General features: G+C 64.0%; 16 protein-coding genes and 3 tRNA genes. 7 read left to right on the top strand and 12 right to left on the bottom strand.

Going from position 1 to position 25,612, the window contains the following annotated elements:
* Positions 1 to 28: 28 nt before the first annotated feature.
* Together glyA and nadA are read right to left on the bottom strand one after the other, a co-directional pair.
* Positions 29 to 1,318 (bottom strand): serine hydroxymethyltransferase, encoded by a 1,290-nt coding sequence (glyA, locus tag C84B14_RS13970; RefSeq protein ID WP_353224992.1) that lies wholly within the window; start codon positions 1,316 to 1,318, stop codon positions 29 to 31.
* A gap of 142 nt (positions 1,319 to 1,460) precedes the next feature.
* Positions 1,461 to 2,561 carry a quinolinate synthase NadA gene (gene nadA, locus C84B14_RS13965; protein ID WP_353224990.1) on the bottom strand — a complete coding sequence of 367 codons (1,101 nt, stop codon included), beginning with the start codon at positions 2,559 to 2,561 and terminating at the stop codon, positions 1,461 to 1,463.
* Positions 2,562 to 2,650: 89 nt separating this feature from the next.
* Here nadA and C84B14_RS13960 point away from each other — a divergent pair, with 89 nt between their 5' ends.
* Entirely contained in the window at positions 2,651 to 3,490 is an 840-nt protein-coding gene (locus C84B14_RS13960) for a DUF6502 family protein (protein ID WP_353224988.1), read from the top strand.
* Positions 3,471 to 4,940: a DUF5666 domain-containing protein gene (locus C84B14_RS13955; RefSeq protein WP_353224986.1), complete on the top strand. Its 1,470-nt coding sequence runs from the start codon at positions 3,471 to 3,473 to the stop codon at positions 4,938 to 4,940. Before C84B14_RS13960 ends, C84B14_RS13955 begins: the two co-directional genes overlap by 20 nt.
* Positions 4,941 to 5,025: 85 nt before the next feature.
* Here C84B14_RS13955 and C84B14_RS13950 read toward each other — a convergent pair whose 3' ends face one another.
* The 5 genes from C84B14_RS13950 to C84B14_RS13930 all read right to left on the bottom strand — a co-directional run bounded on the left by C84B14_RS13950 (position 5,026) and on the right by C84B14_RS13930 (position 12,058).
* Positions 5,026 to 7,917 carry a beta strand repeat-containing protein gene (locus tag C84B14_RS13950; protein ID WP_353224984.1) on the bottom strand — a complete coding sequence of 964 codons (2,892 nt, stop codon included), beginning with the start codon at positions 7,915 to 7,917 and terminating at the stop codon, positions 5,026 to 5,028.
* A gap of 197 nt (positions 7,918 to 8,114) precedes the next feature.
* Positions 8,115 to 9,911, bottom strand: coding sequence for an aspartate--tRNA ligase (gene aspS / locus C84B14_RS13945; protein WP_353225011.1), 1,797 nt, complete (start codon positions 9,909 to 9,911; stop codon positions 8,115 to 8,117).
* A 153-nt stretch (positions 9,912 to 10,064) separates the two neighbouring features.
* Positions 10,065 to 10,448 carry an FmdB family zinc ribbon protein gene (locus C84B14_RS13940; RefSeq protein WP_353224982.1) on the bottom strand — a complete coding sequence of 128 codons (384 nt, stop codon included), beginning with the start codon at positions 10,446 to 10,448 and terminating at the stop codon, positions 10,065 to 10,067.
* Between the two features lie 37 nt (positions 10,449 to 10,485).
* Positions 10,486 to 11,835, bottom strand: a complete 1,350-nt coding sequence (locus C84B14_RS13935; protein WP_353224980.1) for a UDP-glucose dehydrogenase family protein — start codon at positions 11,833 to 11,835, stop codon at positions 10,486 to 10,488.
* A gap of 148 nt (positions 11,836 to 11,983) precedes the next feature.
* Positions 11,984 to 12,058 (bottom strand) — tRNA-Val (locus tag C84B14_RS13930).
* A 125-nt stretch (positions 12,059 to 12,183) separates the two neighbouring features.
* Between C84B14_RS13930 and C84B14_RS13925 the strand changes: the two genes are divergently transcribed.
* From C84B14_RS13925 to putA, 4 genes are all read left to right on the top strand, one after another.
* Positions 12,184 to 13,266, top strand: a complete 1,083-nt coding sequence (locus C84B14_RS13925; RefSeq protein WP_353224978.1) for a DegT/DnrJ/EryC1/StrS family aminotransferase — start codon at positions 12,184 to 12,186, stop codon at positions 13,264 to 13,266.
* A 59-nt stretch (positions 13,267 to 13,325) separates the two neighbouring features.
* Positions 13,326 to 13,401, top strand: a tRNA-Ala gene (locus tag C84B14_RS13920).
* Between the two features lie 8 nt (positions 13,402 to 13,409).
* Positions 13,410 to 13,485 (top strand) — tRNA-Glu (locus C84B14_RS13915).
* A gap of 334 nt (positions 13,486 to 13,819) precedes the next feature.
* Positions 13,820 to 17,017 carry a bifunctional proline dehydrogenase/L-glutamate gamma-semialdehyde dehydrogenase PutA gene (putA, locus tag C84B14_RS13910; RefSeq protein WP_353224976.1) on the top strand — a complete coding sequence of 1,066 codons (3,198 nt, stop codon included), beginning with the start codon at positions 13,820 to 13,822 and terminating at the stop codon, positions 17,015 to 17,017.
* Between the two features lie 238 nt (positions 17,018 to 17,255).
* On the opposite strand, the gene putP is transcribed toward putA, so the two are convergent.
* The 4 genes from putP to hldE all read right to left on the bottom strand — a co-directional run bounded on the left by putP (position 17,256) and on the right by hldE (position 23,823).
* Positions 17,256 to 18,749 (bottom strand): sodium/proline symporter PutP, encoded by a 1,494-nt coding sequence (putP, locus tag C84B14_RS13905; protein ID WP_293627055.1) that lies wholly within the window; start codon positions 18,747 to 18,749, stop codon positions 17,256 to 17,258.
* Between the two features lie 292 nt (positions 18,750 to 19,041).
* Positions 19,042 to 20,970: a CotH kinase family protein gene (locus C84B14_RS13900; RefSeq protein ID WP_353224974.1), complete on the bottom strand. Its 1,929-nt coding sequence runs from the start codon at positions 20,968 to 20,970 to the stop codon at positions 19,042 to 19,044.
* Positions 20,971 to 21,049: 79 nt separating this feature from the next.
* The gene (locus tag C84B14_RS13895; RefSeq protein WP_353224972.1) at positions 21,050 to 22,345 is read right to left on the bottom strand and encodes a 3-deoxy-D-manno-octulosonic acid transferase; all 1,296 of its coding nucleotides are present in this window, start codon (positions 22,343 to 22,345) and stop codon (positions 21,050 to 21,052) included.
* A 35-nt stretch (positions 22,346 to 22,380) separates the two neighbouring features.
* The gene (gene hldE / locus C84B14_RS13890) at positions 22,381 to 23,823 is read right to left on the bottom strand and encodes a bifunctional D-glycero-beta-D-manno-heptose-7-phosphate kinase/D-glycero-beta-D-manno-heptose 1-phosphate adenylyltransferase HldE (protein WP_353224970.1); all 1,443 of its coding nucleotides are present in this window, start codon (positions 23,821 to 23,823) and stop codon (positions 22,381 to 22,383) included.
* A gap of 124 nt (positions 23,824 to 23,947) precedes the next feature.
* On the opposite strand from hldE, the gene C84B14_RS13885 reads away from it, so the two are divergent.
* Positions 23,948 to 24,904 carry a lysophospholipid acyltransferase family protein gene (locus C84B14_RS13885; protein WP_293627047.1) on the top strand — a complete coding sequence of 319 codons (957 nt, stop codon included), beginning with the start codon at positions 23,948 to 23,950 and terminating at the stop codon, positions 24,902 to 24,904.
* On the opposite strand, the gene C84B14_RS13880 is transcribed toward C84B14_RS13885, so the two are convergent.
* Entirely contained in the window at positions 24,880 to 25,608 is a 729-nt protein-coding gene (locus tag C84B14_RS13880) for a 3-deoxy-D-manno-octulosonic acid kinase (protein ID WP_353224968.1), read from the bottom strand. The genes C84B14_RS13885 and C84B14_RS13880 overlap by 25 nt on opposite strands.
* Between the last annotated feature and the right edge of the window lie 4 nt (positions 25,609 to 25,612).

The following is a 25,612-nucleotide window of genomic DNA, read 5'->3' as shown; positions in this document are numbered from 1 at the left end:
GCCGTTTCCTTGCAGCGCCAGGCCGCGATCAGGCCGCGCCGCGCGCCGCCGTGCGATACACCGGATAACGCGCGCACAGCTCGTTGACCTGCGTACGCACACGCTCGGCCTCGGCGGCGACATCGCCACCCGCAGACAGCGTATCCAGCACATCGCAGATCCAGGTCGCGATCTGGCGCACGTCGTCTTCGCCGAAGCCGCGCGTGGTGGCCGCCGGCGTGCCGATACGCAGCCCCGAGGTCACGAACGGCGAACGCGGGTCGTTGGGCACGGCGTTCTTGTTGGCGGTGATATGCGCCTTGCCGAGCCATTCCTCGGCGTCCTTGCCGGTAATGTCCTGCTTGACCAGGCTCACCAGCATCAGATGGTTGTCGGTACCGCCGGAAACCACATGATAGCCGCGGTCGATGAACACCTGAGCCATGGCCTTGGCGTTGGTCACGATCTTGCGGGCATAGGTTTCGAAGTCGGTTTCCAGCGCTTCCTTGAAGGCCACCGCCTTGGCCGAGATCACGTGCATGAGCGGCCCGCCCTGGGTACCCGGGAACACCGCGCTGTTGAGCCTCTTGTAGAGTTTTTCATCGCCGGCTGCCGACAGGATCAGCCCGCCGCGCGGGCCGCGCAGCGTTTTATGTGTCGTCGTGGTCACCACATGGGCATGCGGCAAGGGGCTCGGATACTGGCCGGTCGCGACCAGACCCGCGACATGTGCCATATCGACCAGCAGCCAGGCGCCGACCGAGTCCGCGATCTTGCGCATGCGTGCCCAGTCGATATGGCGCGAATAGGCCGAGAAACCGCCGATAAGCATCTTCGGCTTGTGCTCATCGGCCAGACGTTGGATTTCGTCGTAGTCCAGCTCGCCGGTTTCGGCGTCCAGGCCGTACTGGACGGCGTTGTAGTTCTTGCCCGAGAAATTGGGGGCCGCGCCATGGGTGAGATGGCCGCCGGCATCGAGGCTCATGCCGAGAATGGTATCGCCCGGCTTGACCAGCGCCAGATAGACCGCGGCGTTCGCCTGGGCGCCCGAATGCGGCTGTACGTTGGCAAAGTCGCAGCCAAAGAGCTTGCAGGCGCGATCGATCGCCAGCTGTTCGGCGACGTCCACATGTTCGCAGCCGCCATAAAAGCGCTTGCCGGGATAACCCTCGGCATACTTGTTGGTCAGCAGGCTGCCCTGTGCCTGCATCACGCGCGGGCTGGTGTAGTTCTCGGAGGCGATCAGCTCGATATGGTCTTCCTGACGCTGATCCTCGTCGGCCATGGCGGCGGCCAGTTCCGGGTCGAATTCGGCGATGCCCTGTGCGGAGTCAAACATGTTCGAATGCTCGGGTTGAAGTACGAAAAATGCACCGCGACGGCGACGCGCTTGGCGCTCACCGACACGTTTTCGGAGCTTATACGGGCGCATAGTGTAGCGCAGACGCGCTGCCGACCCCAGATATGGTGTCGGCTCGACGCTAGGCCGTGATCTCGAGCATCAGATCGAGCGCGGCCTTGGCCTCGCGCGCCTCGGCGGCGTCGACCTTGATCTGGTTGACGACATGCCCTTCGGCCAGGTTTTCCATGACCCAGGCCAGGTGCTGCGGGTCGGTACGGAACATGGTCGAGCACATGCACACCACCGGTGACATGAACTGCACCTTCACGCCCTTTTCCGCCATTTCGTGATGCAGCCGGTTGACCAGGTTCAGCTCGGTGCCCACCAGCCAGTGGCTGCCCGGCTCGCTCGCCCGCACCGTCTTGAGAATGGTTTCGGTGGAGCCCACCACGTCCGAGGCCTGACACACTTCGAAGGCATTCTCGGGATGCGAAATGACCCGGCCGTTCGGGTTCGTCTCGCGAAACTTCTTGATGTGGTTGGGATGAAACATCTGGTGAACCGAGCAGAAGCCCTTCCAGAGAATCATCTTCGCATCGCGAATTTCGTCCGCGCTCAACCCACCCATGGGCTTGTCGTAGTCCCAGACCACCATTTCGTCCAGGCCGATGCCCATGTCGTAGGCGGTATTGCGTCCCAGATGCTGATCGGGGAAGAAAAGCACCTTCTCGCGCCGCGAGAACGACCAGTCGAGCACGCCGCGCGCGTTCGACGAGGTACAGACGATGCCGCCATGGCGTCCGCAGAACGCCTTCAGGTCGGCCGCGGAGTTGATATAGGTCACCGGCGTGATGGTTTCTTCCGGTTCGAGCACGGTCGCGAGTTCGCGCCAGGCCCGTTCGACGTTGCGCAGGTTGGCCATGTCGGCCATCGAGCAGCCGGCCGCCATATCCGGGAGGATGACGGTCTGATCATCGCGCGAGAGGATATCGGCCACCTCGGCCATGAAATGCACGCCACAGAAGACGATGTACTCGGCATCAGATTTCGCGGCCTGAGCCGATAGTTTCAGCGAGTCTCCGGAGAAATCGGCATGCGCGAACACTTCGTCACGTTGGTAGTGATGGCCGAGAATGGCGCACCGCGAGCCGAGCGCTTCCTTGGCGGCACGAATACGCGCATCGCAGGCGGCATCGTCGTAGCGCGCGAAATCCTGCAAGGCAAGAGCAGTTGCAGACATGCTTTTGATCAGTCGGCGAATCGTTCGGAAAATGTACCACAACCAAGACGGCAAGTCGGCGCCGGCCCTTAGACATCTATAATGGCCCCATGAATAACCACGACCGCCAATGGCTCGCCCGCGCATCCCACCGTCTGCTCCGGCCGCTGGTGCGCATCATGCTGGCCCAGGGTGTTGCGCATCGCGATTTCGATGCCATCGTGCGTGCGGTTTATGCCGAAGTGGCAAGGGAATCGTTCACCCCCGCGGGCAAGCGAGCGACCGATTCCCATGTAGCGGTCGTTACCGGACTGACGCGCAAGGAGGTCAAGCGCCTGCGCGAGCAAAGCGATTCGCAGTACGACGCCGGCACCTGGGGCGGCGCGAACCGGGCCACCCGCGTGCTTTCCGGCTGGCATCGCGACCCGGACTTCACCGACGACGAAGGCGCGCCGCGGCCGCTGATCCTCGATGACGACATCGAGGGCTTCACCGCGCTGGTACGCCGCTACAGCGGCGATATTCCGGTGATGGCCATTCTTGATGAACTCGAACGGGTGCGCTCGGTGGCCCGCGACGCGCAAGGCCGTGTGCAGGTGCTCAATCGTGCCTATGTACCCGGCACCGGGGATTCGGAACGTATTCGCATGCTCGGCTCGGCAGGTCACGATCTTCTGTCGACCCTCGAGCACAATCTTTCCTCGGGCGAGGACAGAAAGCCGCGCTTCCAGCGCACGGTATTCAATACGCGCGTGAACAAGCGGGTGCTGCCCGTATTTCATCGCCTGATCTCACAACAAGCACAGCAACTCCTCGAAACACTCGACGACTGGCTCGAGCGCCACGAAGTCGATGAAAAGGATCACGACACCGCGTGCACCCGCGCGGGCGTGGGTATCTACTATTTCGAGGACAAGGGGGAGACTTCTGATGACGACCAGCCCGAATAACAAAGCGCATCGCGCCGGCCGCGTCGGCCTGGCGCTCGCCGGCGTGCTCGCAGCCCTCGTGGCGGGCGGCTGCGGCGGCAGCGATGACGCAGGTGGAAGCCGCCAGGCCGGCATCGAGGGCACCGGCATCGTCTCGGGTTTCGGCAGCGTCTATATCGACGGCACCGAATTCGATACCGGCGCAACCACCATTCGCTTTGTCGGCAAAGACGTGCCGGAATCCCGGCTGAGCGTGGGCGATCGCGTCGCCGTGACCGGCACGCTGGATCGCGACGGCAACGCGCGTGCCGAGCGCATCGTCTACCAGCGCACCCTCGATGGCCCGATCGAGCGTATCGACACCGACGGCGAAAGCGGCACGCTGGTCGCACTCGAACAGACCGTACATTTCGATGGCGATACCGTTTTCGTGAACACGCCGGCCGCCGAGCTGGCCGTGGGGGATCTGATCGCGGTGAGCGGCTTCACCCAGACCGCCAATCGCGTCCAGGCCGCATCGATCCGCCAGAGCGAAACCGACTTCGTACCCAATAGCTCCACGCTGGAGATCGAAGGCAAGGTCGATCGTGTCGACGGCACGCAGCTGACGGTCGGCGGCCAGCGCATCGATTTCACCAACGCCGCGCTCCGCCCCGCCGGCGCGACGCTGAACACGGAAAGCCGTATCGAAGCCTTCGGCACGCGCGGCGCGGCTCGCAGCGATGCGCTGATCGCAAGCGTTATCAACGTCAAGTCGCTCAATACCGCGCCGGCCGGTCGACAGATGCTCGTTGGCGCCACGATCGACGATTTTTCGAGCAGGTCGGACTTCGTGGCCGGCAACTGGCGTATCGATGCCAGCGATGCCCGGCGCCTCGACGACGGCAAGACCGCCCTCGCCCCGGGCGTGGTGGTGAGCGTACGCGGCGTATTCGAAAACCAACGAGTCAAGGCCCGCACACTGCGGGTCGAGCCGCGCTCGAACGCCATGCTCAAGGCCCGGGTCGAATCGACCGACGCCGACACCCTTACCCTGCTCGGACAAAGCATCGGCGTATCGGCCGATACGGCCTATATCGACAACAGCCAAACAGGCAAGCAGGCCCTGCGTCTCGACACGCTCGCAGCCGGGGATGCGGTACGCGTACAGGCCTATCTGGACGGCGCTACGGCGACAGCCCGCAGCATCGAGCGCTTGCCGGCCGCCCAGGCCGACGAGGCCGCCATCGCAGGCGCGGCCACGAACGTGACGCGTACCGGCACGGCCGCGACGATCGTGGTGGCCGGGGTCACCGCACAGCTCGATGATGCCACCACCGCCTACGAGGACGCTGACGGCAACGCCGTCGATGCCCAGACGTTCTATACCGCCGTTGACGCCGGCGCGCGCGTACGATTGACCGGACCGCAGAATGGCGATCGGATCAGCATCGTACGACGTGCGCGCATCCTGCTCGACGCCGCCGATTGAGCGCAGGCACGACCAGGACGAATTGCCATAAAAAAGGCCGGATCGGGAACCCCGATCCGGCCAGCAAGCGCGATCCGACGTGACGCTAGTTCGTGTCGTTGGCGTCCGTCGTTGACGACTCGAACGACACGGTCGGCCCGCTGATCGGCAAACCGTCGCCGATGAGCAGATCCGTACCCGTGCCATTGACTTCGCTCAGTACGAAGGTCGCCTCGCCTTCGCCCATCATCGGGTTGCCCGGCTGCTTGACGTTGACCGTACGATCACTGTCGCTATCGCTACAGGCGGTAAGCATGAGCACCAGCGCACCGGCGACCAGAGCGTACTGCGTACGCCGACGCACGCCGCCTACAGAAACCAGACCGAGCAGCGCAAGCAGTCCGCCGCCCGCATAGAGCGAAGTGGACAGCTGTACGGTCGCCACACCGGCAACAACATCGCCCTGAGTGACCCGGTCAGCCACGATGAAGTAGCTCGCGCTATCGTTGGCCAACACGCTCTGACCGCCACCGTTGAAGGTCACGGTGAAGTCGTAGCCTTCATCCAGGGTTGCGCTGCCTACCGACATGTCGCTGCCCATGTCATAGCGGCCGTTGTCGTTGCTGTCGGCATAGACCGTGAGACGGATGTCGCTCGGGTCAATACCGGCCGGCAGCCGATCGTCGCGATTTACGTAGCCGGAGAAGCCGCCAATCGTCACCGCGGTGTCGCTGTTGTTGGCCAGCCGCACACCCAGCACCACGGCATCGGCATCGTCGTTTCCGATCACCGCCGACCCCAGGTTCAGGCGGGTTGCCTGTACGACCGGATCATCGGTGAGCTCGAAAGCCCCCGAATCGCAATCGGTCATATCGGCACCACGCTCCGCGCCACGCTGATCGGTTGCGGTTGCTGCACAGTCGTTTGTATCGACTGCCGCACTGCCCATGGCAAGAGGCTGGGTCGCGGTCGATCCGCCATACAAACGGTACGCGCCGTTGAAGGCCACGTCGCCGGTGACGTTGCCGTTCGCCCCATCGGCGGTCACGCCACTGTCCGGGTCCAGGTCGGGGCTGTTACCGGACACAAGGCTGTTGTTCACGGTAATGGAACCGCCCGCACCGTCGACCGCGAACACGCCGCTGCCCTGATTGTTGGTCACGCTGACATAGTCGAGGGTGATGGTACCGCCGGCCCCGTCGAGATACACGCCGGCCCCGCGCGTCGCGCTGTTCTGCGCCACGGTACTGTTGTCGACATCGAGCGTACCGCCGCCCGAGTTCCACAGCCCGCCGCCTTCCACGGCCTTGTTGTTACCCACGCTGGAGTCGACGATCGTGGTCGTGCCGCTGCCGCCGATATGCAGGCCACCGCCGTTGCCCGGGTTGGCGCCGGCATTATTGCCGTCAGCGCTTGCCGTGCCACCCAGCGTGACCTCGGTCAGCGTCACGCTGCCACCTGCGTTCTCGATACCGCCGCCGGCGCGCTGGGAGGTATTACCCGAGATGCGCGTATCGGTGATGTTCGCGGTGGCATTCGGGCTGACCAGAATACCGCCGCCCGAGCCGGACGTGCCCGATGCACGGTTCATGGCGATACGACTGGCCGTGATCGTGAGCGTGCCGCTATCGCCCATGTCGTTGCCTTCGGCATAGATGCCGCCGCCGCCCTGGGTCGCATCGGCACCGGTGGCTTCGTTGTTGACGATGGAGACACCGTCGAGGGTCATCGTGCCCTGGTTGTTCCAGAAAGCGCCGCCTTCGACCGCGGTATTACGTGCGAATAGGCCGCCGGTCACATCGATGTCGCCATCGCCGGTCACGTGCAGAAAGCCGCCGTTGCCGGGACTCGCGCCCGCATCGTTGCCGGTCGCGGTGACGTTGTCGAGCGTGGTCGTGCTGCCCGCCAGCACTTCGATGGCGCCACCGGCACGCCGTGCGGTGTTCATGCGAAACACTGAGTCGGAGATCGTCAGCGTCGTGCCGTCGCCGGCCAGAATGGCGCCGCCCGAGGCCGAGCTTTCGTTATCATCCGAGTTGCCGGCCATGTTCGACACGAACGTGGAATCGGATACGACCACCGTGCCGTTTGCGCCGCCGACCTGGCCGAAGATCGCGCCGCCGCCCATATCGGCTTCGGTGCCGTTGGCCCGATTTTGCGTGAAGCTTGCGCCCGACACGGTCAGGGTACCGCCGTTGTTCCAGAGCGCGCCGCCTTCTTCGGCGATATTCGCGTTGAACGTACCGCCGTTGACGACGATATCGCCGCTGCCGGTCACATGCAGCGCACCGCCGTTACCGGGATTCATACCGGCGTTGTTGCCGCTGAAGTTGACGTTGTTGAGCGTCACGCGGACGTTGTCGTTGGCGCTGTCGTCATCGTCGCCCGCGGCCGTGGCACCCGAGGCTTCTTCGATGGCACCGCCGGCACGATCGGCGGTGTTGTTGTTCATGGCGCCGCCGTTAACGGTCAGAACGCCGCCGTCGTCGTTGAGAATCGCGCCGCCGGAGCGGGCATCGGCATCGCCGCCGGACGTCGTCGCCGTACCGTTGACCAGCGTCAGGCCGTTGAGCGTCAGGTTGCCCTGGTTGGTGAAGATTCGGCTCTGGTTGTTGGCATCGATGGTGACGCCTGCGGAATCATTCGTGCTGTCGGAATCGCCGTCACTGGCCATGCCAATGGTCAACGTCGACCCGGAGGCGATGGTCGGCAGCGCCGTGCCGGCCAGCGTAATCTTTGACCCGGCAACGCTGTTGCCGAAAACGATGGTGTCGTTCATGTCGTCGCCCGCTGCACAGGCGCCGACCATTTCGTTCTGATTCGCCGCAGCGATCGCGTCGCGCAGCGTGCACTGACCCTCGCTGGATGCGTCGCCTGTCGCGTTGACGGTGATGGTCGCGGCCATCGCGCCCGGCGCAACGACCGCCAGCGATGTACCGATGAGTGCGAGGCGCACCTGCTGCCGCAGGCGTGGGCCGACTCGGTTTGACATTCTCATGACTGGGTTCCCCTTGCCATTGGCGCGATGGGCGCGCCTCCCACGCTTTAGGATTTTTATCCCAAAACACAGGTCGAGACTCTCCCGCCTGCCGTCTGAACGTCAAAACCGGTTGCCAGATACAACAAAGCCGGCAACCGCTCGAGGCGGCGCCGGCTTGTCGGGCCAACAGTTTTCGCCGGTAACGAAGCGGCGCGCTAACTCCCCTTCGGCGTGTTGCCGTCGCCGGTGGCGCGCAACCGAATGCCCAGTTCACGCAGCTGCGCGTTGTCGGCCACGCCCGGCGCACCCGTGAGCAGATCGGTGGCGGTCTGCGTCTTGGGAAAGGCAATGACCTCGCGAATGGAGTCCGCCCCGGCCATGAGCATCACCAGTCGGTCGAGCCCGAAAGCAATGCCGGCATGGGGCGGCGCGCCAAACTTGAGCGCCTCGAGCAGGAAGCCGAACTTCTCTTCGGCGTCCTCGCGGGAGATGCCGAGCACGTCGAAGGCGGCCTGCTGCATCGCCGGCGTATGGATACGCACCGAGCCACCGCCGATTTCGGTGCCATTGAGCACCATGTCGTAGGCCTGCGACAGCGCGTTCTTGGGGTCGTTGCGCAGCGCGTCGGCATCGTTGACCGCCGGCGCGGTGAACGGATGATGCAGTGCGTCCCAGCGCTTCGCCTCGGGGTCGTACTCGAACATCGGCCAGTCGACCACCCACAGCGGCGCCCAGTCGCCTTCGACACGCCCGAGATCGTGGCCCAGGCGAACCCGCAGGGCACCCAGCGCATCGTTGACCACGGTCTCGGTGTCGGCACCGAAGAAGAGCAGGTCGCCGTCGGCGGCACCGCTGCGTGACATGATGCCGTCGACAGCGGCATCGGACAGAAACTTGAGAATCGGCGAGGCCAGGCCGTCGCGACCCGCGGCGATATCGTTGACCTTGACGTAGGCCAGGCCCTTCGCGCCGTAGCGACCGACGAACTCGGTATAGCCGTCGATCTGCTTGCGCGTGAGGCTCGCCCCGCCCGGCACGCGCATGACCGCGACGCGGCCGGTTTCGCTGTTGGCCGGGCCGGAAAACACCTTGAAGTCGGCATCGGCCACGAGATCGGCGATATCGACCAGCTCCAGATCGATGCGCAGATCCGGCTTGTCGGAGCCGAAGCGCTGCATCGCTTCGGCATAGCTCATGCGCGGGAACGGATCGGGCAGCTTGACGTCGAGCACGTCGGCGAACAGCGACCGAATCATGGTTTCGTTGATCGCCATGATGTCGTCGGCATCGACGAACGAGGCCTCGATATCGATCTGGGTGAACTCGGGCTGACGGTCCGCGCGCAGGTCCTCGTCACGAAAGCAGCGCGCGATCTGATAATAGCGATCCATGCCCGCCACCATCAGCAGCTGCTTGAACAGCTGCGGCGACTGCGGCAACGCAAAGAAATGGCCGGGCTGGGTTCGGCTGGGCACGAGATAGTCGCGCGCGCCTTCCGGGGTGGCCCGCGTGAGAATCGGGGTTTCGATATCCAGAAAGCCGAGCTCATCGAGCGCGTTGCGCACCGCACGGGTCACCTGGGCACGCAGCTGAATGTGGCGCTGCATGCGCGGCTTGCGCAGCTCGACATAGCGATAGCGCAGACGCGCGGCATCGCCCACGTTCTCGGTGTCGTCGAGCTGTAGCGGCGGGGTTTCCGAAGCATTGAGCACGGTCAACGCCGTTGTGTAGACCTCGATTTCGCCCGAGGCCAGATTCTTGTTGACCGTGCCCTCGGGCCGCGCGCGCACCCGCCCGGTCACCTGAATCACGTACTCGCTGCGCAGCTTTTCGGCTTCGGCGAAGGTATCGGGTTCGTCCGGGTCGAAGACGACCTGGATCAGACCGCTGCGATCACGCAGGTCGACGAAGATCACCCCGCCGTGGTCGCGGCGGCGATGCACCCAGCCGCAGACGGTGATTTCGCTGTCGATGGCAGCGGCGGTGACGTCGCCGCTGTAGTGGGATCGCATCATGGCTATCGTCTTCGAGGTATGCAAAAGAGCGCGAGTCTAGCAAGAGGCAGCGCCTGGCCGGTACCCGCGCGAAAATTCCGCACGGCAGGCGCGTGCAAGCGAACTGCCGCGATCACACCCCGGCCGGGCTCGGCCGGGGCGCTCCAATGTCTAGCTGCCCGCGTTCGAGGACGACGGGGTGCTGGTCTTGTTGGTCGGCTTGGACGCGGCGCTATCCGACTTTTTGTCGCTGGCGGCAGGCGTCGACGACGGGGTGGACGTATCCGACTTGGCGCTGTCGCTTGTGCTCGAGGACGTCGAGCCCGACGACTTCGCGCTTTTGTCGTCACCGCTGGCAATATTGCGCTTGCCGTCCGACTTGAAGTCGGTTTCGTACCAGCCGCCGCCGGCCAGACGGAAGCCGGCCGCCGAAATCTTGCGCTTGAGTTCCGGCGTATCACAGGCCGGGCACTGCGTCAGCGGGTCTTCCGACAGACGCTGGAGCCGTTCAAGTTCATGACCGCAGTTGCGGCAGACATATTCGTAGATGGGCATGCTCGAAACCCCTGCGAGGCCAATAACGGCGCGTATTTTATACGACGTGACGCGTTGCGCCACTGGCCGCGGAGCGGCCGATACCGTAGTAGGTGAATCCGGCCTGGGCGACATACGATGGCTTGTAGATGTTGCGCCCGTCGACGAGCACCGGCTCGCGCATGCGCTGTGCGATATCGCCGAAATCGGGGGTACGGAAAATATGCCATTCGGTAACCAGCACCAGCGCGTCGGCGTCTTCCACCGCCTGTTCGGCCGTATCGCAGAGCGTCAGATCGTCGCGCTCGCCGTAAATACGCCGGGTTTCCGTCATGGCTTCGGGGTCGTAGGCGCGCACGCTCGCCCCGGCGGCCCATAGCGCTTCCATGAGCGTGCAGCTGGGCGCTTCGCGCATATCATCGGTGTTGGGCTTGAAGGCCAACCCCCAGAGCGCGATGTTCTTGCCCGCCAGATCGCCGAAATGGGCCGCCAGCTTCTCGAACAGCACCTGCTTCTGACGATCGTTGACCCGCTCCACGGCGTTGATGATCTCGGTTTCGTAGCCGAGCTTGCCGGCCGTCTGCGCAAGCGCGCGTACGTCCTTGGGGAAACAGGAGCCGCCAAAGCCGCAGCCCGGATAGATAAAGTGATAGCCGATACGGTGATCAGCACCGATGGCCTTACGCACCTGTTCGATATCCGCATCCACGCGATCGGCGACCTGCGACAGCTCGTTCATGAGGCTGATCTTGGTCGCGAGCACGATATTGGCCGCGTACTTGGTCAGTTCAGCCGAGCGGATATCCATGACGATGGTGCGATCGTGCTGGCGGTTGAATGGCGCATAGAGCGCGCGCAGGTGTTCGGCGGCACGGTCGCTGTCCACGCCCACCACCACGCGATCAGGCTTCATGAAATCTTCGACCGCGGCTCCCTCTTTCAGGAATTCCGGGTTCGAGGCCACGTCGAACTCGACATCGACGCCGCGCTTGCGCACCGCTTCGGCCAGCGCATCCCGGACCTTGTCGGCCGTGCCGACCGGCACCGTCGACTTGGTGATCACCAACCGATAATCGTCCATATGCGCGCCAATGGTCGCAGCGACCTTGAGCACATATTGCAGATCGGCGCTGCCATCCTCGTCGGGCGGCGTGCCCACGGCGATGAACTGCAGGGTCCCGTGGGCCACGGCCTCGGCGGCATCGGTGGTGAAGCGCAGCCGGCCGGCACGCACGTTGTCGTGCACGATCTGTTCGAGCCCCGGCTCGAAAATCGGGATCTCGCCCTGCGTCAGGCGCGCGATCTTGGCTTCATCGATATCCACGCATACAACGTGGTTGCCGCTTTGGGCGAGGCAGGCCCCGGTGACAAGACCGACATAACCCGTTCCGAATATCGTGATACGCACACTGACCCCTTGACTGCTTGGTTTGACGAGTCGAATGACCCGGGAACGCCGCGATTATGCGCAACCAGGCCCGTGGATGCGAGCACCCGCCAACCGCGCGGACATAAAAAAAGGGCCAGGCCGACTGGCCTGACCCTCGATTTGATTCTGGTGGGCGGTACTAGGTTCGAACTAGTGACCCCTGCCGTGTGAAGGCAGTGCTCTACCGCTGAGCTAACCGCCCGGTTCGCTTTGCGAGCGCGCAGAGTCTAGTGCGCAAGCCATAACGGGTCAACGAATAAATCGCGCCGATGCGATGCTAGAATCCGCGCAGCCAAGGAACTATCACCCTCGAAGCCGGGAGCCCGGATGCAACTCATCGATCTGCAAGCCCAGTACCAGCGCATCAAACCGGATGTGGACGCGCGCATTCAGGCGGTTCTAGACCACGGCCGCTATGTCATGGGCCCCGAGGTGGAAGCCCTGGAGGCGCGTCTGGCCGAATACGTCGGCATCGAACACTGCATCGCGCTATCCAGCGGCACCGATGCGCTGCTCGTGGCCATGATGGCGTTGGAAATCGGCCCGGGCGATGAAGTCATTACCACGCCGTTCACCTTCATCGCCACCGGCGAGATGATCGGCCTGCTGGGCGCGACCGCGGTGTTCGTGGATATCGATCCGGATACCTACAACATCGACGCCGCGCTCATCGAAGAAAAGATCACCGATCGCACCAAGGCGATCGTCCCCGTAAGCCTGTTCGGCCAGACCGCCGATATGGACGCCATCAACGCCATCGGCGAACGCCACGGCGTACCGGTGATCGAAGACGCCGCCCAGAGCTTTGGCGCCACTTATAAAGGCAAACGCTCCTGCGGCGTATCGCCGATCGCGGCCACCTCCTTCTTCCCGGCCAAGCCGCTGGGCTGCTACGGCGACGGCGGCGCGACGTTCACCCACGACGCGGCGCTTGCCGAACGCATGCGCGAACTGCGCAACCATGGCCAAAATGCTCCTTACCAGCACCCGCGGCTGGGCATCAACGGCCGTCTGGATACCATTCAGGCGGCAGTGCTTCTGGCCAAGATGGAGGTCTTCGACGACGAGGTCGCCCGGCGTGCCGAGGTGGGCGCACGTTATGCCGAGCTGCTCGACGGCGTGGTGCATACGCCGGTGATCGGCGCCGACTGCACGAGCGTCTATGCTCAGTACACGATCGAAGTCGACGATCGCGACCGGGTACGCCAGTCCCTCAACGATGCCGGTATTCCCAACGCCGTCTACTATCCCGTCCCGTTGAACCGGCAGCCGCCGTTGTATTCGGATGTGGCCATTCCGAAGTCCGAGCGTGCGGCCGAACGGGTACTCAGCCTGCCCATGCATCCGTATCTGGAAAAGGCCGATCAGCAACGCGTAGCCGAGGCGCTGAAAAACGCATTAAAAAAATAATGCGATAGAGGTTGGCAAGCCGCACGCCAATCTCTACAATACGCCCTCGCTGCACATCAGGGGCCATAGCTCAGCTGGGAGAGCGCAACACTGGCAGTGTTGAGGTCGGCGGTTCGATCCCGCCTGGCTCCACCATAAAAAGTGTCCCCATCGTCTAGAGGCCTAGGACACTGCCCTTTCACGGCAGCGACAGGGGTTCGAATCCCCTTGGGGACGCCATTACGGCAGGAAAGCCGCCCACCGCAAGGTCGGGCGGCTTTTTTTATGCCCGCGATTTTCGCTCAGCCCCGAGCGCACAGTCGGCCCGATTTCGAGCTGGTAATTCGGCAAGCAGGCAGTACGCCACTTCACACGCCGTTCGTCCCGCCTACGCCGGACACGGCACAGGCGATCGGTAATCGGCTGAAAAACGTCGACAAGTACGTCGGCGCAGGTTTGCACACGGCCCGGCACCCTGGACGTATGCGACTTATTGCCACCGTCTGGCTAATCGACACCTGCGCTGCGGCCACGCTAAGTTGGTTTCGTTCACCCACGCCGACGCGCTGTAGCCATGGACTATTCCCGCCCGAGTCAGATCGACGAGCCCGCCTATCGCGGTGTGTTGGAAACCTATCGCTGCGACGAGGCGGCGCAGGTCAATCGACTGATCGAGATCGCTCGGCTTTCGCCGCATAGCAGCCGGCGCGTTGAGGCCGAAGCCGGCAAGCTCGTCGAGGCCGTACGCAAGAAGAATGCCCACGGCAGCGGCATCGACGCCTTCATGCACGAATACGAGCTGTCCAGCCAGGAGGGTGTGGTGCTGATGTGCCTGGCCGAAGCCCTGCTGCGTATTCCCGATGCCACGACGGTTGATCGACTGATCGACGACAAGATCGGCGGTTCGAACTGGGAATCGCATCTGGGCGAGTCCAAGTCCTGGTTCGTGAATGCCTCCACCTGGGGCCTGATGCTCACCGGTCGGATTCTGCGCTACGAGGATTCGCCGCAGCGCAACTTCCGCAGCGTGCTGCAACGGCTGGTCAAACGCAGCGGCGAGCCGTTCATCCGCCAGGCGGTCAGCCAGGCGATGCGCATCATGGGCCGGCAGTTCGTGATGGGGCGCACCATCGAAGAAGCCATCGACAATGCCCGGTCGCTGGAAAAACGCGGCTATAGCTATTCCTACGACATGCTGGGAGAGGCCGCGCGTACCGATCGCGACGCCCAGCGCTATTTCGACGACTACTGGCATGCCATCGAAGAATGCGGCAAGGCCAGCCGCGGCCTCGGCCCGGAGAAATCGCCCGGCGTGTCGGTCAAGCTGTCCGCCCTGCACGCCCGCTACGAACTCAGCCACCGGGTCCGGGTGCATAAAGAGCTGCTGCCGCGTCTGCTCAAACTCGCGCGCCTGGCCGCGAAGCACAACATCAACATGACCATCGACGCGGAAGAAGCCGCGCGCCTGGATCTGTCGCTGGAGCTGTTCGCCTGCGTATCGCAGGAACCGGATCTCGCCGACTGGCAGGGCCTCGGCCTGGCGGTACAGGCCTATCAGAAGCGCGCGCTCGATGTGATCGATTGGCTCGCCGATCTGGGCCGCCGCCATAACCGCCGCATCATGATCCGGCTGGTGAAGGGCGCCTACTGGGATACCGAGATCAAACGGGCCCAGGAGGCCGGCATCGACGGCTATCCGGTGTTCACCCGCAAAATGAATACGGACGTATCGTTCCTGGCCTGTGCAAACCACATTCTGGAGGCCTCGGACGTTTTCTACGGCCAGTTCGCCACCCACAATGCGCATACCCTGGCCTATATCCGTCAGGCGGTCGGCGAGCGTACCGACTTCGAGTTCCAGCGCCTGCACGGCATGGGCGAGGATCTCTACGAGGAGATAGTCGAAAAAGGCGAACGCCCTGCGGCCTGTCGTATCTATGCGCCGGTCGGCGCGCACGAGGATCTGCTCGCCTACCTGGTACGCCGCCTGCTTGAAAACGGCGCCAACAGCTCCTTCGTCAATCGACTCGTGGACGAAAGCGAGCCAGTGGAAGACATCGTGGCCGACCCGGTCTTCGCGGCCGAAAAACAGCAGCAGGCGCGGCATCCGCGTATTCCCCTGCCCTACGACCTCTACGGCGAACGGCGCCCGAACGCGAAAGGCGTGGATCTGTCCGATGTACGCGAGCTGGACGCCCTCGCCCAGGGCATGCGCGAGGCCGATGCCCAAACCTGGCGGGCCGCGCCGCTGATCGGCGACACGCGCATCGACTTCGATAATCGCAGCGCAATCGCGGTGAAATCCCCGGCCGACAACGACATCAGCGTGGGCGATGTGGTGTGGGCGAACGATGAGGATATCGAAGCCGCGCTGGCCGGCGCGGCGGCCGCGGCGGATCGCTGGAGCGCGACGCCCGGTCGCGAACGCGCGGCCGTGCTGCGCCGCTATGCCGATCTGCTGGAAAGCCATATGGCCGAGCTGATCGCCCTGTGTGCACGCGAGGCCGGCAAGAATATCGGCGACGGCGTGGCCGAGGTGCGCGAGGCGGTGGATTTCTGTCGCTATTATGCCTGCCAGGTGGAAGACGAGTTCGACGGCGAAACCCTGCTGCCCGGGCCGACCGGCGAGCGCAATACCTATCGGCTCGTCGGCCGCGGCGTGTTCGTGTGCATCTGCCCGTGGAATTTTCCGCTGGCCATCTTTACCGGCCAGGTCGCCGCAGCGCTGGCAGCGGGCAATGCCGTCATCGCCAAGCCGGCAGAACAGACCTGTCTGATCGGCCATCGTGCGATCCAGCTCATGCACGAGGCCGGCGTACCGCGGGACGTACTCTACTTCCTCCCGGGCGACGGCCCGTCGGTCGGCGCAAAGCTGGTCGCCGATCCCCGCATTGCCGGCATCGCCTTCACCGGATCACTTGCAACCGCCAAGGCAATCAACCGAACCCTGGCCGAGCGCGAGGGCCCGCTCATCCCCATGATCGCCGAAACCGGCGGCCAGAACGCGATGATCGTGGATTCGTCGGCGCTGATCGAACAGGTGGTGGCCGACGTCATCCGTTCCGGCTTTCAGAGCGCCGGCCAGCGTTGCTCGGCGCTGCGCCTGCTCTATGTTCAGACCGATATCGCCGACACCCTGCTCACCATGCTCTCCGGTGCGATGGCGGAACTCTCGATCGGCGATCCGTGGAAGCTCTCCACGGACGTTACGCCGGTGATCGATGCCGATGCACGGGCTGGCCTGGCAGACTACGTCGACAAGGCCAGAAAGAAGCTGAACACGATCCATGTCTGCACGCCACCCGAAGGCAACGGCACCTACTTCGCGCCGCGAGCCGTCGAGCTCAACAGCATCGACGATCTTGGCGAGGAACAGTTCGGCCCGATCGTGCACGTGATTCGTTACGAGGCGGAGGATATCGACAACGTCGTCGATCAGATCAACGGGCTCGGCTATGGCCTGACCTTCGGCATTCATAGCCGCATCGATACCACGGTCGAGCGCGTGGTGCGCCGTATCAAGGTGGGCAACGCCTACGTCAATCGCAACATGATCGGCGCGGTCGTGGGCGTGCATCCGTTCGGCGGTGAAGGCCTGTCGGGCACGGGCCCCAAAGCCGGCGGTCCGCACTATCTATACCGCTTCGCAACCGAACGTGCGATCAGCCGCGATACCACGGCAGCCGGCGGCAACGCCTCTCTCATGTCGCTGGAAGAAGACGAACCGGCCGACAATGTTCTGGTCACACCCGAACCGCAGCGCTACGCCTAGCCAGCCGGCGCCGGCTGGCCCGCCGCGCCCCAGGGCGGCCGGCGTCTGGTCGCATATGCGGTTCAGGCGGACATGCGCCGACACAAGCGCTCGCAGAGATTCGGGGCGTCCACCGCCGCTGGAAGCCCCTTCGCCTGCCCTGCCCGCCGATCGCCTTGCACCGCGCGGCGTGACATAAAAAAACCGGGCCTGCCGGCCCGGCTTTTCGTTTCAGTGGCTCTCGGCGGGCCTTGCCCAGTCAGTTCGTCTCGATCGCGCGGTATTCGCCGCTGGTTTGCGTTGCCAGGCTCACGCCATAGATGGCGAGCCAGGCCACGATGAACCCGGGAATGATTTCATACACGCCCGGCCCGCCCAGAAAACTATTGTTGAAGCCGAGTAGGATCCAGGCCAGCACGGTTGCCGCACCGGCAACGAGGCCGGCCACCGCCCCGGTGCCCGACATGCGCGGCCAGGTCAGCGACAGGATGATCAACGGCCCGAACGCTGCGCCGAAGCCGGCCCAGGCGTTACTGACCAGCCCCAGCACCTGCGATTCGGGATCGCGGGCGATGAACGCTGCGACCAGACCCACGATCAGCACGCTGATACGGCCAATGGTCACGCTTTCGCCCTCACCGGCTTCGCGCCGCAGAAACAGGCGATAGAAATCCTCGGTAAGCGAGGACGAGGCCACCAGCAGCTGGCTCGATATGGTGCTCATGATCGCGGCCAGCAACGCCGCAAAGAGAAAACCGGTCACCAAGGGGTGGAACAGCAGATCCGCCAGGACGATAAAGATCGTTTCCTTGTCCTCGACGTTCAGGCCGTTGCGTTCGGCATAGGCACGACCGAACACGCCCACACAGATCGCGCCGATCAGGGAAATACCCATCCAGGTCATGCCGATATTGCGTGCCTTGGGCACCTCGCCGACGGTACGAATGGCCATGAAACGCACGACGATATGCGGCTGGCCGAAATAACCCAGGCCCCAGGTCACCGCCGATAAAAAGCCGACGATCGTCAGCCCGTTGCCCAAAGACAGGAAGTTCGGATCCACGCCGGCGAGCGTCTCCGAGGCCTGCGAGAAACCGCCGCCGCCGCTGCCGAACAACACGACCGCGGGCATGATGATCAGCGCCAGCATCATGATCACACCCTGGCAGAAATCGGTGAGGCTCACGGCCAGAAAGCCGCCGACCACGGTGTAGGCCAGCACCACCGCCAGGGTCCCCCAGACCCCGACCTGGTAATCGCTAAGCGAGGCCAGCGTGACCACGTCGCCAAACGCGCTCTGTACGAGTTTGCCGCCAGCGACCAGACCGGAGGCGGTATAGACCGCGAAGAAGATCACGATGATCACCGCGGACACGGTGCGTAACGCCATCGCGCGGGAGGGAAAGCGTTTGGACAGAAACTGGGGAATCGTGAGGCTATTGTCGTAGCGTTCGGTCTGCTCGCGCAGGCGCGGCGCGACAATCATCCAGTTCGCGAATGCGCCCACGAACAGGCCGATGCCGATCCAGGCCTCGACCAGGCCGGAGGCGTAGAGCGCGCCGGGCAGCCCCAGCAGCAGCCAGCCGCTCATATCCGAAGCGCCCGCCGACAGCGCGGCAACCGCCGGGCTGAGATTGCGCCCGCCCAGCATGTATTCCTCGGACGATGCCGTGGACTTGCGCCACGCGTAGAAGCCGATACCCAGCATCAGGCAGAAATACAGGATCAGACTGATCCATACACCAATCGCCATCACGTCCCCCAGATAAAATGGCTTTCCCCTGTAACAACCCTTTCACATCCAACCCGGGGTGGGAAGGTCGACTTAGGTCGAGCCTTGCGCCTATTCGATACGAACCGGGGCCATGTAGCCCCGGAGAAACACGCCGAGCTCGCTTGAGACAGCCTAGCCGATCTGGCCCCGTCTACTGCCAGCCCGACGCGAGCTCGGCATGCCCGGCGTCGCTGATTCAGCTGATAGGCATTAAAAAAGGCGGACCGTTAGCCGGCCCGCCTTGATTGGCTGCACAAACGTCAGCTACGGATTATTCAGCGTCCGCCTGTTCCTCATAGGCTGTGACGATTTCGGTGCCCGTATACGTGAAGCCGAACACACCGTAGTAGGTTTCGTCGTTGGCTTGATCGTAGTACTCGTCGAACGAGCTCTGGCAATAGCCGTCGCTGTCGCGCACGATGACCTGGGCGTAGTAGCGCTGGCCGGGGGTCAACGCGGTTGTCGGTACGACCGTCGTGCCTTGAATGCCGTTGCGGCTGAACACGACGTTGGTATTCAGCATCGGCATGGCGTCGTCTTCACTGGTGCAGGCGTCGCGCGTGCCGTTAAGCAGCGGGCTGGTCGCCAGGCGCACGTCATAGCTCAACGCGTTGTTCTGGATGTCGTAGGACTCGTCCCAACGCAAAACCACGTTGCCGTTTTGCAGCGAAGCCGCGGTATAGACCGGCATCGGGCGATCCAGCGTGCTGTCGAACTCTTCGCGCGCTGCAACTATGGTCTCCGACTTCCGCAGCCGCTCGATCTCTTCCCGGATTTGCGGTTCCGCGCTTCGACCATCGTTTACGGTCGGCAGACCATCCAGGTCCGGGCCCGCGCGGTTGACCAAAATACCGACTATGTCGTCGATTGGATAACTATCGATCAACGTCTCTACGTTTGCCGGGGCAAGCGCGCCTGCCTGGAGGGCGTCCAGCTTCGCCTGTAGCGCCGGGATCCCGCCGTTACGCACGTACCGGCTGACCAACGGCATGGCCCACCAGTTGGCAATGCCCTGCGTCCAGCGGGGGCGCTGCGCGAAAGCGAGCTGCTGTGCCCGCTGGCCGAAGAAATCCCAGGCGCCGTCGTAATCCCACGGCGTGAAATAGAAGTTGTCGATCTGGCTGGGTCGATACAGATAGAAATTCTGCGAATTCGTATCGTCGTTGGACAGCAGGATATTGATGCCCAGCCAGGTACGGAAGTTGTCGGCCTGGAAGTACTGTTTGAGCACGTTATCGAACGGCACGTCGTCATCGTTGAGCGCATTGAGCATGGCGATGAGAGTCTCGGTGCTTTCATCGTCGCCCTTGGATTCCAGCACGGTTTCGAACGCGTCGGAGTCGACATCTTCTGTGAGTTCGGGGGTGTCCTCGAGCGACTGGAAGGAGAACTGCTCGGTCTTGAATATGTTGGACTGCTCCTCCTGGCCGTGATTATCCGCCCAGTCGTCGTCCATATACTCGATATTGGTGAACAGGCCACCGTCCTGGTAGTCCGCGTCAGTTTCTTCCTTCACGAAGACATGCACGAACTGCGTGCGTAGACTCGGAAAATTCTCGATCTGTTTGAATAGATCGAAAGACAGCTTGTTGCGTATCCGGCTCAGGTCGAAGGGATGCTTGTTGAGCTGGAGCCGCTCCATGCCGAACCAGTCGCCGTCTTCGAACTCCACCTTGTAGGACTTCTGTCGCGCTTGCCGGCTCGATGCACCGCGCACCTCGATCTCGTCCGACCTGAAGGTCAGGTCGCGGGGCGCTGCCAAGCTGCCGATGCGCACCGTCCCCGATAGCTCGGGATCGAACGCATCACTGCCATCGTCGTCATCATCGAGATCGTCGAGGGTACAACCGGCGTAGTTCTCTTCGGTTTCTGGGGTCGAGGGGTCGTCGCCGCAGATTTCGCCTACGGGCGGATCGATCTCGACGTAGATATTGATGATCCCGCTGTCGTCCGGACTCTGGTAGATCGCGGCCGTTGCCGGATCCTGCATCACGCCATCCGCGCTCAAGCCGCGAACGCTGGCAAAATCCGGATCCGGCACCGTCGTTCCACCGCCGGCGTTACCGCCGCCGCCATCCGTACCGCCCCCCTCATCGGAGCCCGAGCCGTCGCCGCCACTGCCGCAGGCGCTCAAGCTTGCGACCACCGCGGCCGTTATTAACGATCGGGCATGCGCCCGGCTCAGCAAACGTTCCAGCATTTCGTTCCCCCAAGGGTTGTAATCAGCACCGCGCCACCGCCTTCTATATCACGGCGTGCATGACGCGAATAGTGTTGTGCTAGGCCCTGTCGTGCGCCAGCGTTTCGATCATCTGCATGCTCCGCTCGAGTGCACCGGAGCGCTCGTGGACCAGCTGTCGCCCCGCTCGGCCGGCCGCCGCGGCCAGGTCGGGGTCGGCAAGCCATTCATCCAGTGTCGCAACCAGCGCAGCGGGCGTATCGCAGACGCAGGCCGCCTCGGCCGCGACCAGCGCGTCGACAATCTCCCGCCATTCACGTACGTACGGGCCCACGCAGAACGCACGTGCAAGAGCGGCGGCTTCGAGTACGTTGTGCCCCTCGATACCGGGCACCAGACTACCACCGACCAGCACCACGTTGGCCGCGGCATAGAACAGCGGCACTTCGCCCAGCGTATCGGCAAGCACTACACCGGTATCGTCGCCGACCAACTGGCCGGTACTGCGGCGGGCAAAAACGATGCCGCGCGCTTCGAGCAATTCGGCGACAGAATCGAAACGCTGCGGGTGACGCGGTGCGATGACGAGCAGCAGTTCGGGATGACGGGCACGCAGCTCGGCCCAGGCATCGAGTACCCGGGCCTCTTCGCCTTCATGCGTGCTGGCCGCGACCCAGATGGGCCGATCAGGGGCCTGCCAGTCGTCTCGCAGCGCCGTGGCCTCGGATTCGTCGGCGCCGGCCGGAATATTGTCGTATTTGAGATTGCCGATTGCATGTACCCGCTCGGCCGACGCGCCGAGCGCGACGAAGCGTTCTGCATGGGCCGGGCTGGCCGCACCGATGGCGGCCAGCGAAGCGAGCATGCGGGCAATGGTCTGACGCCAGAGCGGGTTCTGATAGCGAGCAGCCGAACGTTGCGACACGCTCGCGTTGACCAGCGCGATGGGCACTTCGTATCGATCGGCGGCAGCCAGCAGATGCGGCCACAGCTCGGTTTCGGCGATCACGCCCAGGCCGGGACGCGCGCGATGCATGAATCGGCGTGTTGCACCCAGGGTGTCGAGCGGCACGTACCGGCAGTAGACATCGTCCGCGAAGGTCCGCTCGATACGTTCCCGCCCGGTGGGCGTCATGGTGGTCACCAGAATGGCGCGATCCGGGTATGCCTGCTCGAGCCGGCGAATCAGCGGCGTAACCAGGATCGCTTCGCCCACCGATGCGGCATGAATCCAGATCGCGCGGGCAGGTACGTCGCCAATCCAGCCCAGGCGTTCCTTCCAGTACCGGCGATAGGCCGGCTCACGCCGGCCGCGCCAGTAGAAATAAGCCAGCACGAAAGGCAGCGCTGCCCAGGTGGCCAGGCGATAGACGCCGCGCACGATCAGATCGGCCATGCGCGCCGCGAACGCGCCGCTAGCCGGGCGTTTTTTCACCGCGGCGCAGCCGCATCGCCATTCATGCGCTCGATGATCGACGTGGTCGAGTAGCCATCGACGAACTCGAGTACTCGCACCTCGCCGCCGGCATCACGTACGCATTGACCGCCGGCGATCTGCTCGGGCGTGTAATCCCCGCCCTTGACCAGCACATCCGGCAGGATGCGGCAGATCAGGCGTTCCGGGGTGTCCTCGGAAAACGCCACAACCCAGTCCACGGCACTCAGCCCGCGCAACACCTGCATGCGATGGTCGAGATCGTTGAGCGGCCGCGAAGGGCCCTTGAGGCGGCGAACGGACGCATCGTCGTTGACGGCGACCACCAGATAGTCGCCCAGTGCGCGGGCCGCTTCGAGATAGGCGATATGGCCCGGGTGCAGCAGATCGAAACAGCCGTTGGTCATCACCACGCGCTCACCGCGCGCACGACGCTCGGCCACAATCGCGGCCAGCGCCTCTTCGTCGACCAGCCCGCGGGGGCCATTGCGCTGACCGTGGGCCGCCTGCTTGAGTTCGCCGGGCGTGACCGTCGCCGTACCCAGTTTGGCCACGACGATACCCGCGCCAAGATTGGCGATGGCCGCGGCATCGGCCAGCGCCAGCCCGGCGCCAAGCCCGGCCGCCAGCAGCGCGATAACGGTATCGCCCGCGCCGGTCACATCGAAGACCTCCTGGGCCTGGGCGGGCAGATGCAGATGCCCGGCGTGGGCGAACAGGCTCATGCCTTTTTCGCTGCGTGTGACCAGTAGCGCATCGATATCCAGCCGCGTGCGCAGCGCCGCTGCTTCGCGTGTGAGCGATGCCTCGTCGCCTACCGGCCCCACCACCATCTCGAACTCGTGCAGATTGGGGGTGATCAGGTGCGCGCCCGCATAGCGCTGCCAGTCGGCTCCCTTGGGGTCGACAAGCACCGGAATATGCCGCTCGCCCGCGATGGCGATGATCGTATCCACATCGGCGAGCGTGCCCTTGCCGTAATCGGAGCACACCACGACATCAACATCATCGAGCGCTGCACGATAGCGCTCGATCAGGCGCTCGCGCTCGAAGGCCCCGTCCAGAGCAAACGACTTCTCGAAGTCCAGGCGAATGAGCTGCTGGTTGCGGCTCATCACGCGCAGCTTGGCGATCGTGGGATAGCTGTCGCTGGCGATCAGGTCGGCGACCACGCCCGCGTCTTCGAGCATTGCGCGGGTGGCTTCGCCCGGTTCGTCCTGACCGATGACGCCCAGCAGGCGGGTCTGTGCGCCCACACGTGCAAGGTTGAGCGCAACGTTGGCCGCACCGCCCAGACGGCGTTCCTCGTCGGCGATACGTACCACCGGCACCGGCGCTTCCGGTGAAATACGGCCCGTGTCGCCGTGCCAGTAGCGGTCGAGCATGATGTCGCCCACCACCAGGACGCGCGCGTTTTCAAACGAAGGAACCGTGAGCATGCTTTCACCGGGCGAACAATTGGCGCATCATACAAACCCTGCTGCGTGCTGTGTAGCGCGCAATCCGCGACCTGATACGCGTTCGTGCCTATGACTGCCGACCGACCGCAGGGGCTTTATTCGCATGGCTAGCCCCGCCCCGTCGAAAGATTCCGATACGCCCACGCTCAACAGCCCGCGCCACTGGCCAAGCTGGGTGCTGATGGGGCTGGGCTGGCTGCTCGCGCGTCTGCCTTACCGCCTGCAGATGTGGCTGGGCAAACGCTTCGGCGATCTGGCCTACCACGTCATTCGCGAGCGCCGCCGGGTGGCCGAGGTGAATCTGCGTCTGTGCTTTCCGGAACTCGATGCCGAGGCACGTCAGCGTCTTCTGCGCGCGCATTTTCAATCCGTGGGCATGGGGGCGATCGAAACGGCGCTGTGCTGGTGGGGGCCGACCGACAAGATCGAATCGCTGGCCCATATCGAAGGTCAGGAAAACCTCGAAGCGGCGTGCGCGCGAGGACGCGGCATCATTCTGCTGTCCGCGCATTTCACCTCGCTGGAACTGGGTGTTCGCATGGCCAAGCGCCCGCTGCGCGAACTCGGATATATCACCACGGCAATGTACAAGGCACCGCACGATCCGGTGGTCGACCACGTCATGCGCACCCGCCGCGAGGCGCATATCGGCGGATCGAGCATTCGCGATGACGACGTCAAGGGCCTGCTCAAAGCCCTGCGCCGCAAGGACGCCGTCTGGTATGCCGCCGACCAGAAACCGCCGAAGCGTCTGGGCACGGTGGTGGATTTCTTCGGCCAGCCGGCACGCACCCATATCGCGCTCAGCCGTCTGGCGAAGATGAGCAAGGCCAGCGTCGTGCCGTTCTTCACCCTGCGCTGCGAGGACGGCAGCGGCTACCGGCTCATCATACTGCCGGCAATCGAAGACCAGCTGGGCGGCGACGAAAACGAAGACGCCCGCACCATCAACCAGATGATCGAATCGGTCGCCCGTCAGGCGCCCGAGCAGTATTTCTGGCTGCACCAGCGCTTCAAGCGCTCCGGCTACAACCCCTACAAGGCCGACGCCGAGACATAGCCGCCGCGCAGCGCGCTCCAGTCGGCGTCGAGGAAGTTGAAGGCGAGCGACGCATCGCGGAATTTCGCCAGCGAGCGATGAAAACGCTCCAGGTTGGCCTGGCGCCATTTCCCGGGCGTGCGCAGCCGCGCCTTGTCGAAATCGATCAGGTAGAAATCGTCCCGCCCGTCGATGAGCACGTTGCGCGCGTTCAGGTCGGCATGCCACAGGCCGACACGATGAAAACGCGCGAGCACGGCGCCCAGATTCTGCCAAGCGGTCGACGGCACGGCCTGGCGGGCCAGCCGCTCGGCAAGCGGCTCGGCGTCGAGGATACGCCGGGTGATCACATCACCACGATAGGAGCCCAGCCCCGGCACTACCCGCGCCGCAATCGGCGTCGGTACGGGCAGGTCGCGCGCCTGCAGGTCAGCGAGCAGTCGCAGTTCCCGTACCGGGCGTGCGCGTTCGACGCCGGTGTAGAGAAAACGGTCGTGGTTGATGCGTGCGAGCGCGCCGCCGCGGCGGTTGTGGCGCAACACCCATTCGTGGCCGTCCATGCCCTGCAGAAAATAGGCCGCGCCGCGCCCCTGGGCTTCGCCCAGCACCCCGCCGCGCTCACGCCACCAGGCCGGATCGAAACAGTGGCCATCCACATGGTCCAGAACGGCATCGTTCCACACCATGTGTTCGCCACTGTCGCCACGTTTGATCTGCAGCGTCATATCC

Origin of the sequence: Salinisphaera sp. C84B14, from assembly GCF_040361435.1 — a bacterium.
In the GTDB taxonomy this organism is placed as follows: domain Bacteria; phylum Pseudomonadota; class Gammaproteobacteria; order Nevskiales; family Salinisphaeraceae; genus Salinisphaera.
Note: the sequence above shows the minus strand (reverse complement) of the source record. Positions and strands in the feature narration are given on the sequence as shown.

Coding starts and splice junctions, on each gene's coding strand:
- C84B14_RS13955 (WP_353224986.1), top strand. CDS start 3,471: ATGACGACCAGCCCGAATAACAAAGCGCATCGCGCCGGCCGCGTCGGC.
- C84B14_RS13950 (WP_353224984.1), bottom strand. CDS start 7,917: ATGAGAATGTCAAACCGAGTCGGCCCACGCCTGCGGCAGCAGGTGCGC.
- C84B14_RS13885 (WP_293627047.1), top strand. CDS start 23,948: ATGGCTAGCCCCGCCCCGTCGAAAGATTCCGATACGCCCACGCTCAAC.
- nadA (WP_353224990.1), bottom strand. CDS start 2,561: ATGTCTGCAACTGCTCTTGCCTTGCAGGATTTCGCGCGCTACGACGAT.
- C84B14_RS13895 (WP_353224972.1), bottom strand. CDS start 22,345: ATGGCCGATCTGATCGTGCGCGGCGTCTATCGCCTGGCCACCTGGGCA.
- putA (WP_353224976.1), top strand. CDS start 13,820: ATGGACTATTCCCGCCCGAGTCAGATCGACGAGCCCGCCTATCGCGGT.
- C84B14_RS13880 (WP_353224968.1), bottom strand. CDS start 25,608: ATGACGCTGCAGATCAAACGTGGCGACAGTGGCGAACACATGGTGTGG.
- aspS (WP_353225011.1), bottom strand. CDS start 9,911: ATGCGATCCCACTACAGCGGCGACGTCACCGCCGCTGCCATCGACAGC.
- C84B14_RS13940 (WP_353224982.1), bottom strand. CDS start 10,448: ATGCCCATCTACGAATATGTCTGCCGCAACTGCGGTCATGAACTTGAA.
- glyA (WP_353224992.1), bottom strand. CDS start 1,318: ATGTTTGACTCCGCACAGGGCATCGCCGAATTCGACCCGGAACTGGCC.
- C84B14_RS13900 (WP_353224974.1), bottom strand. CDS start 20,970: ATGCTGGAACGTTTGCTGAGCCGGGCGCATGCCCGATCGTTAATAACG.
- putP (WP_293627055.1), bottom strand. CDS start 18,749: ATGGCGATTGGTGTATGGATCAGTCTGATCCTGTATTTCTGCCTGATG.
- C84B14_RS13960 (WP_353224988.1), top strand. CDS start 2,651: ATGAATAACCACGACCGCCAATGGCTCGCCCGCGCATCCCACCGTCTG.
- hldE (WP_353224970.1), bottom strand. CDS start 23,823: ATGCTCACGGTTCCTTCGTTTGAAAACGCGCGCGTCCTGGTGGTGGGC.
- C84B14_RS13925 (WP_353224978.1), top strand. CDS start 12,184: ATGCAACTCATCGATCTGCAAGCCCAGTACCAGCGCATCAAACCGGAT.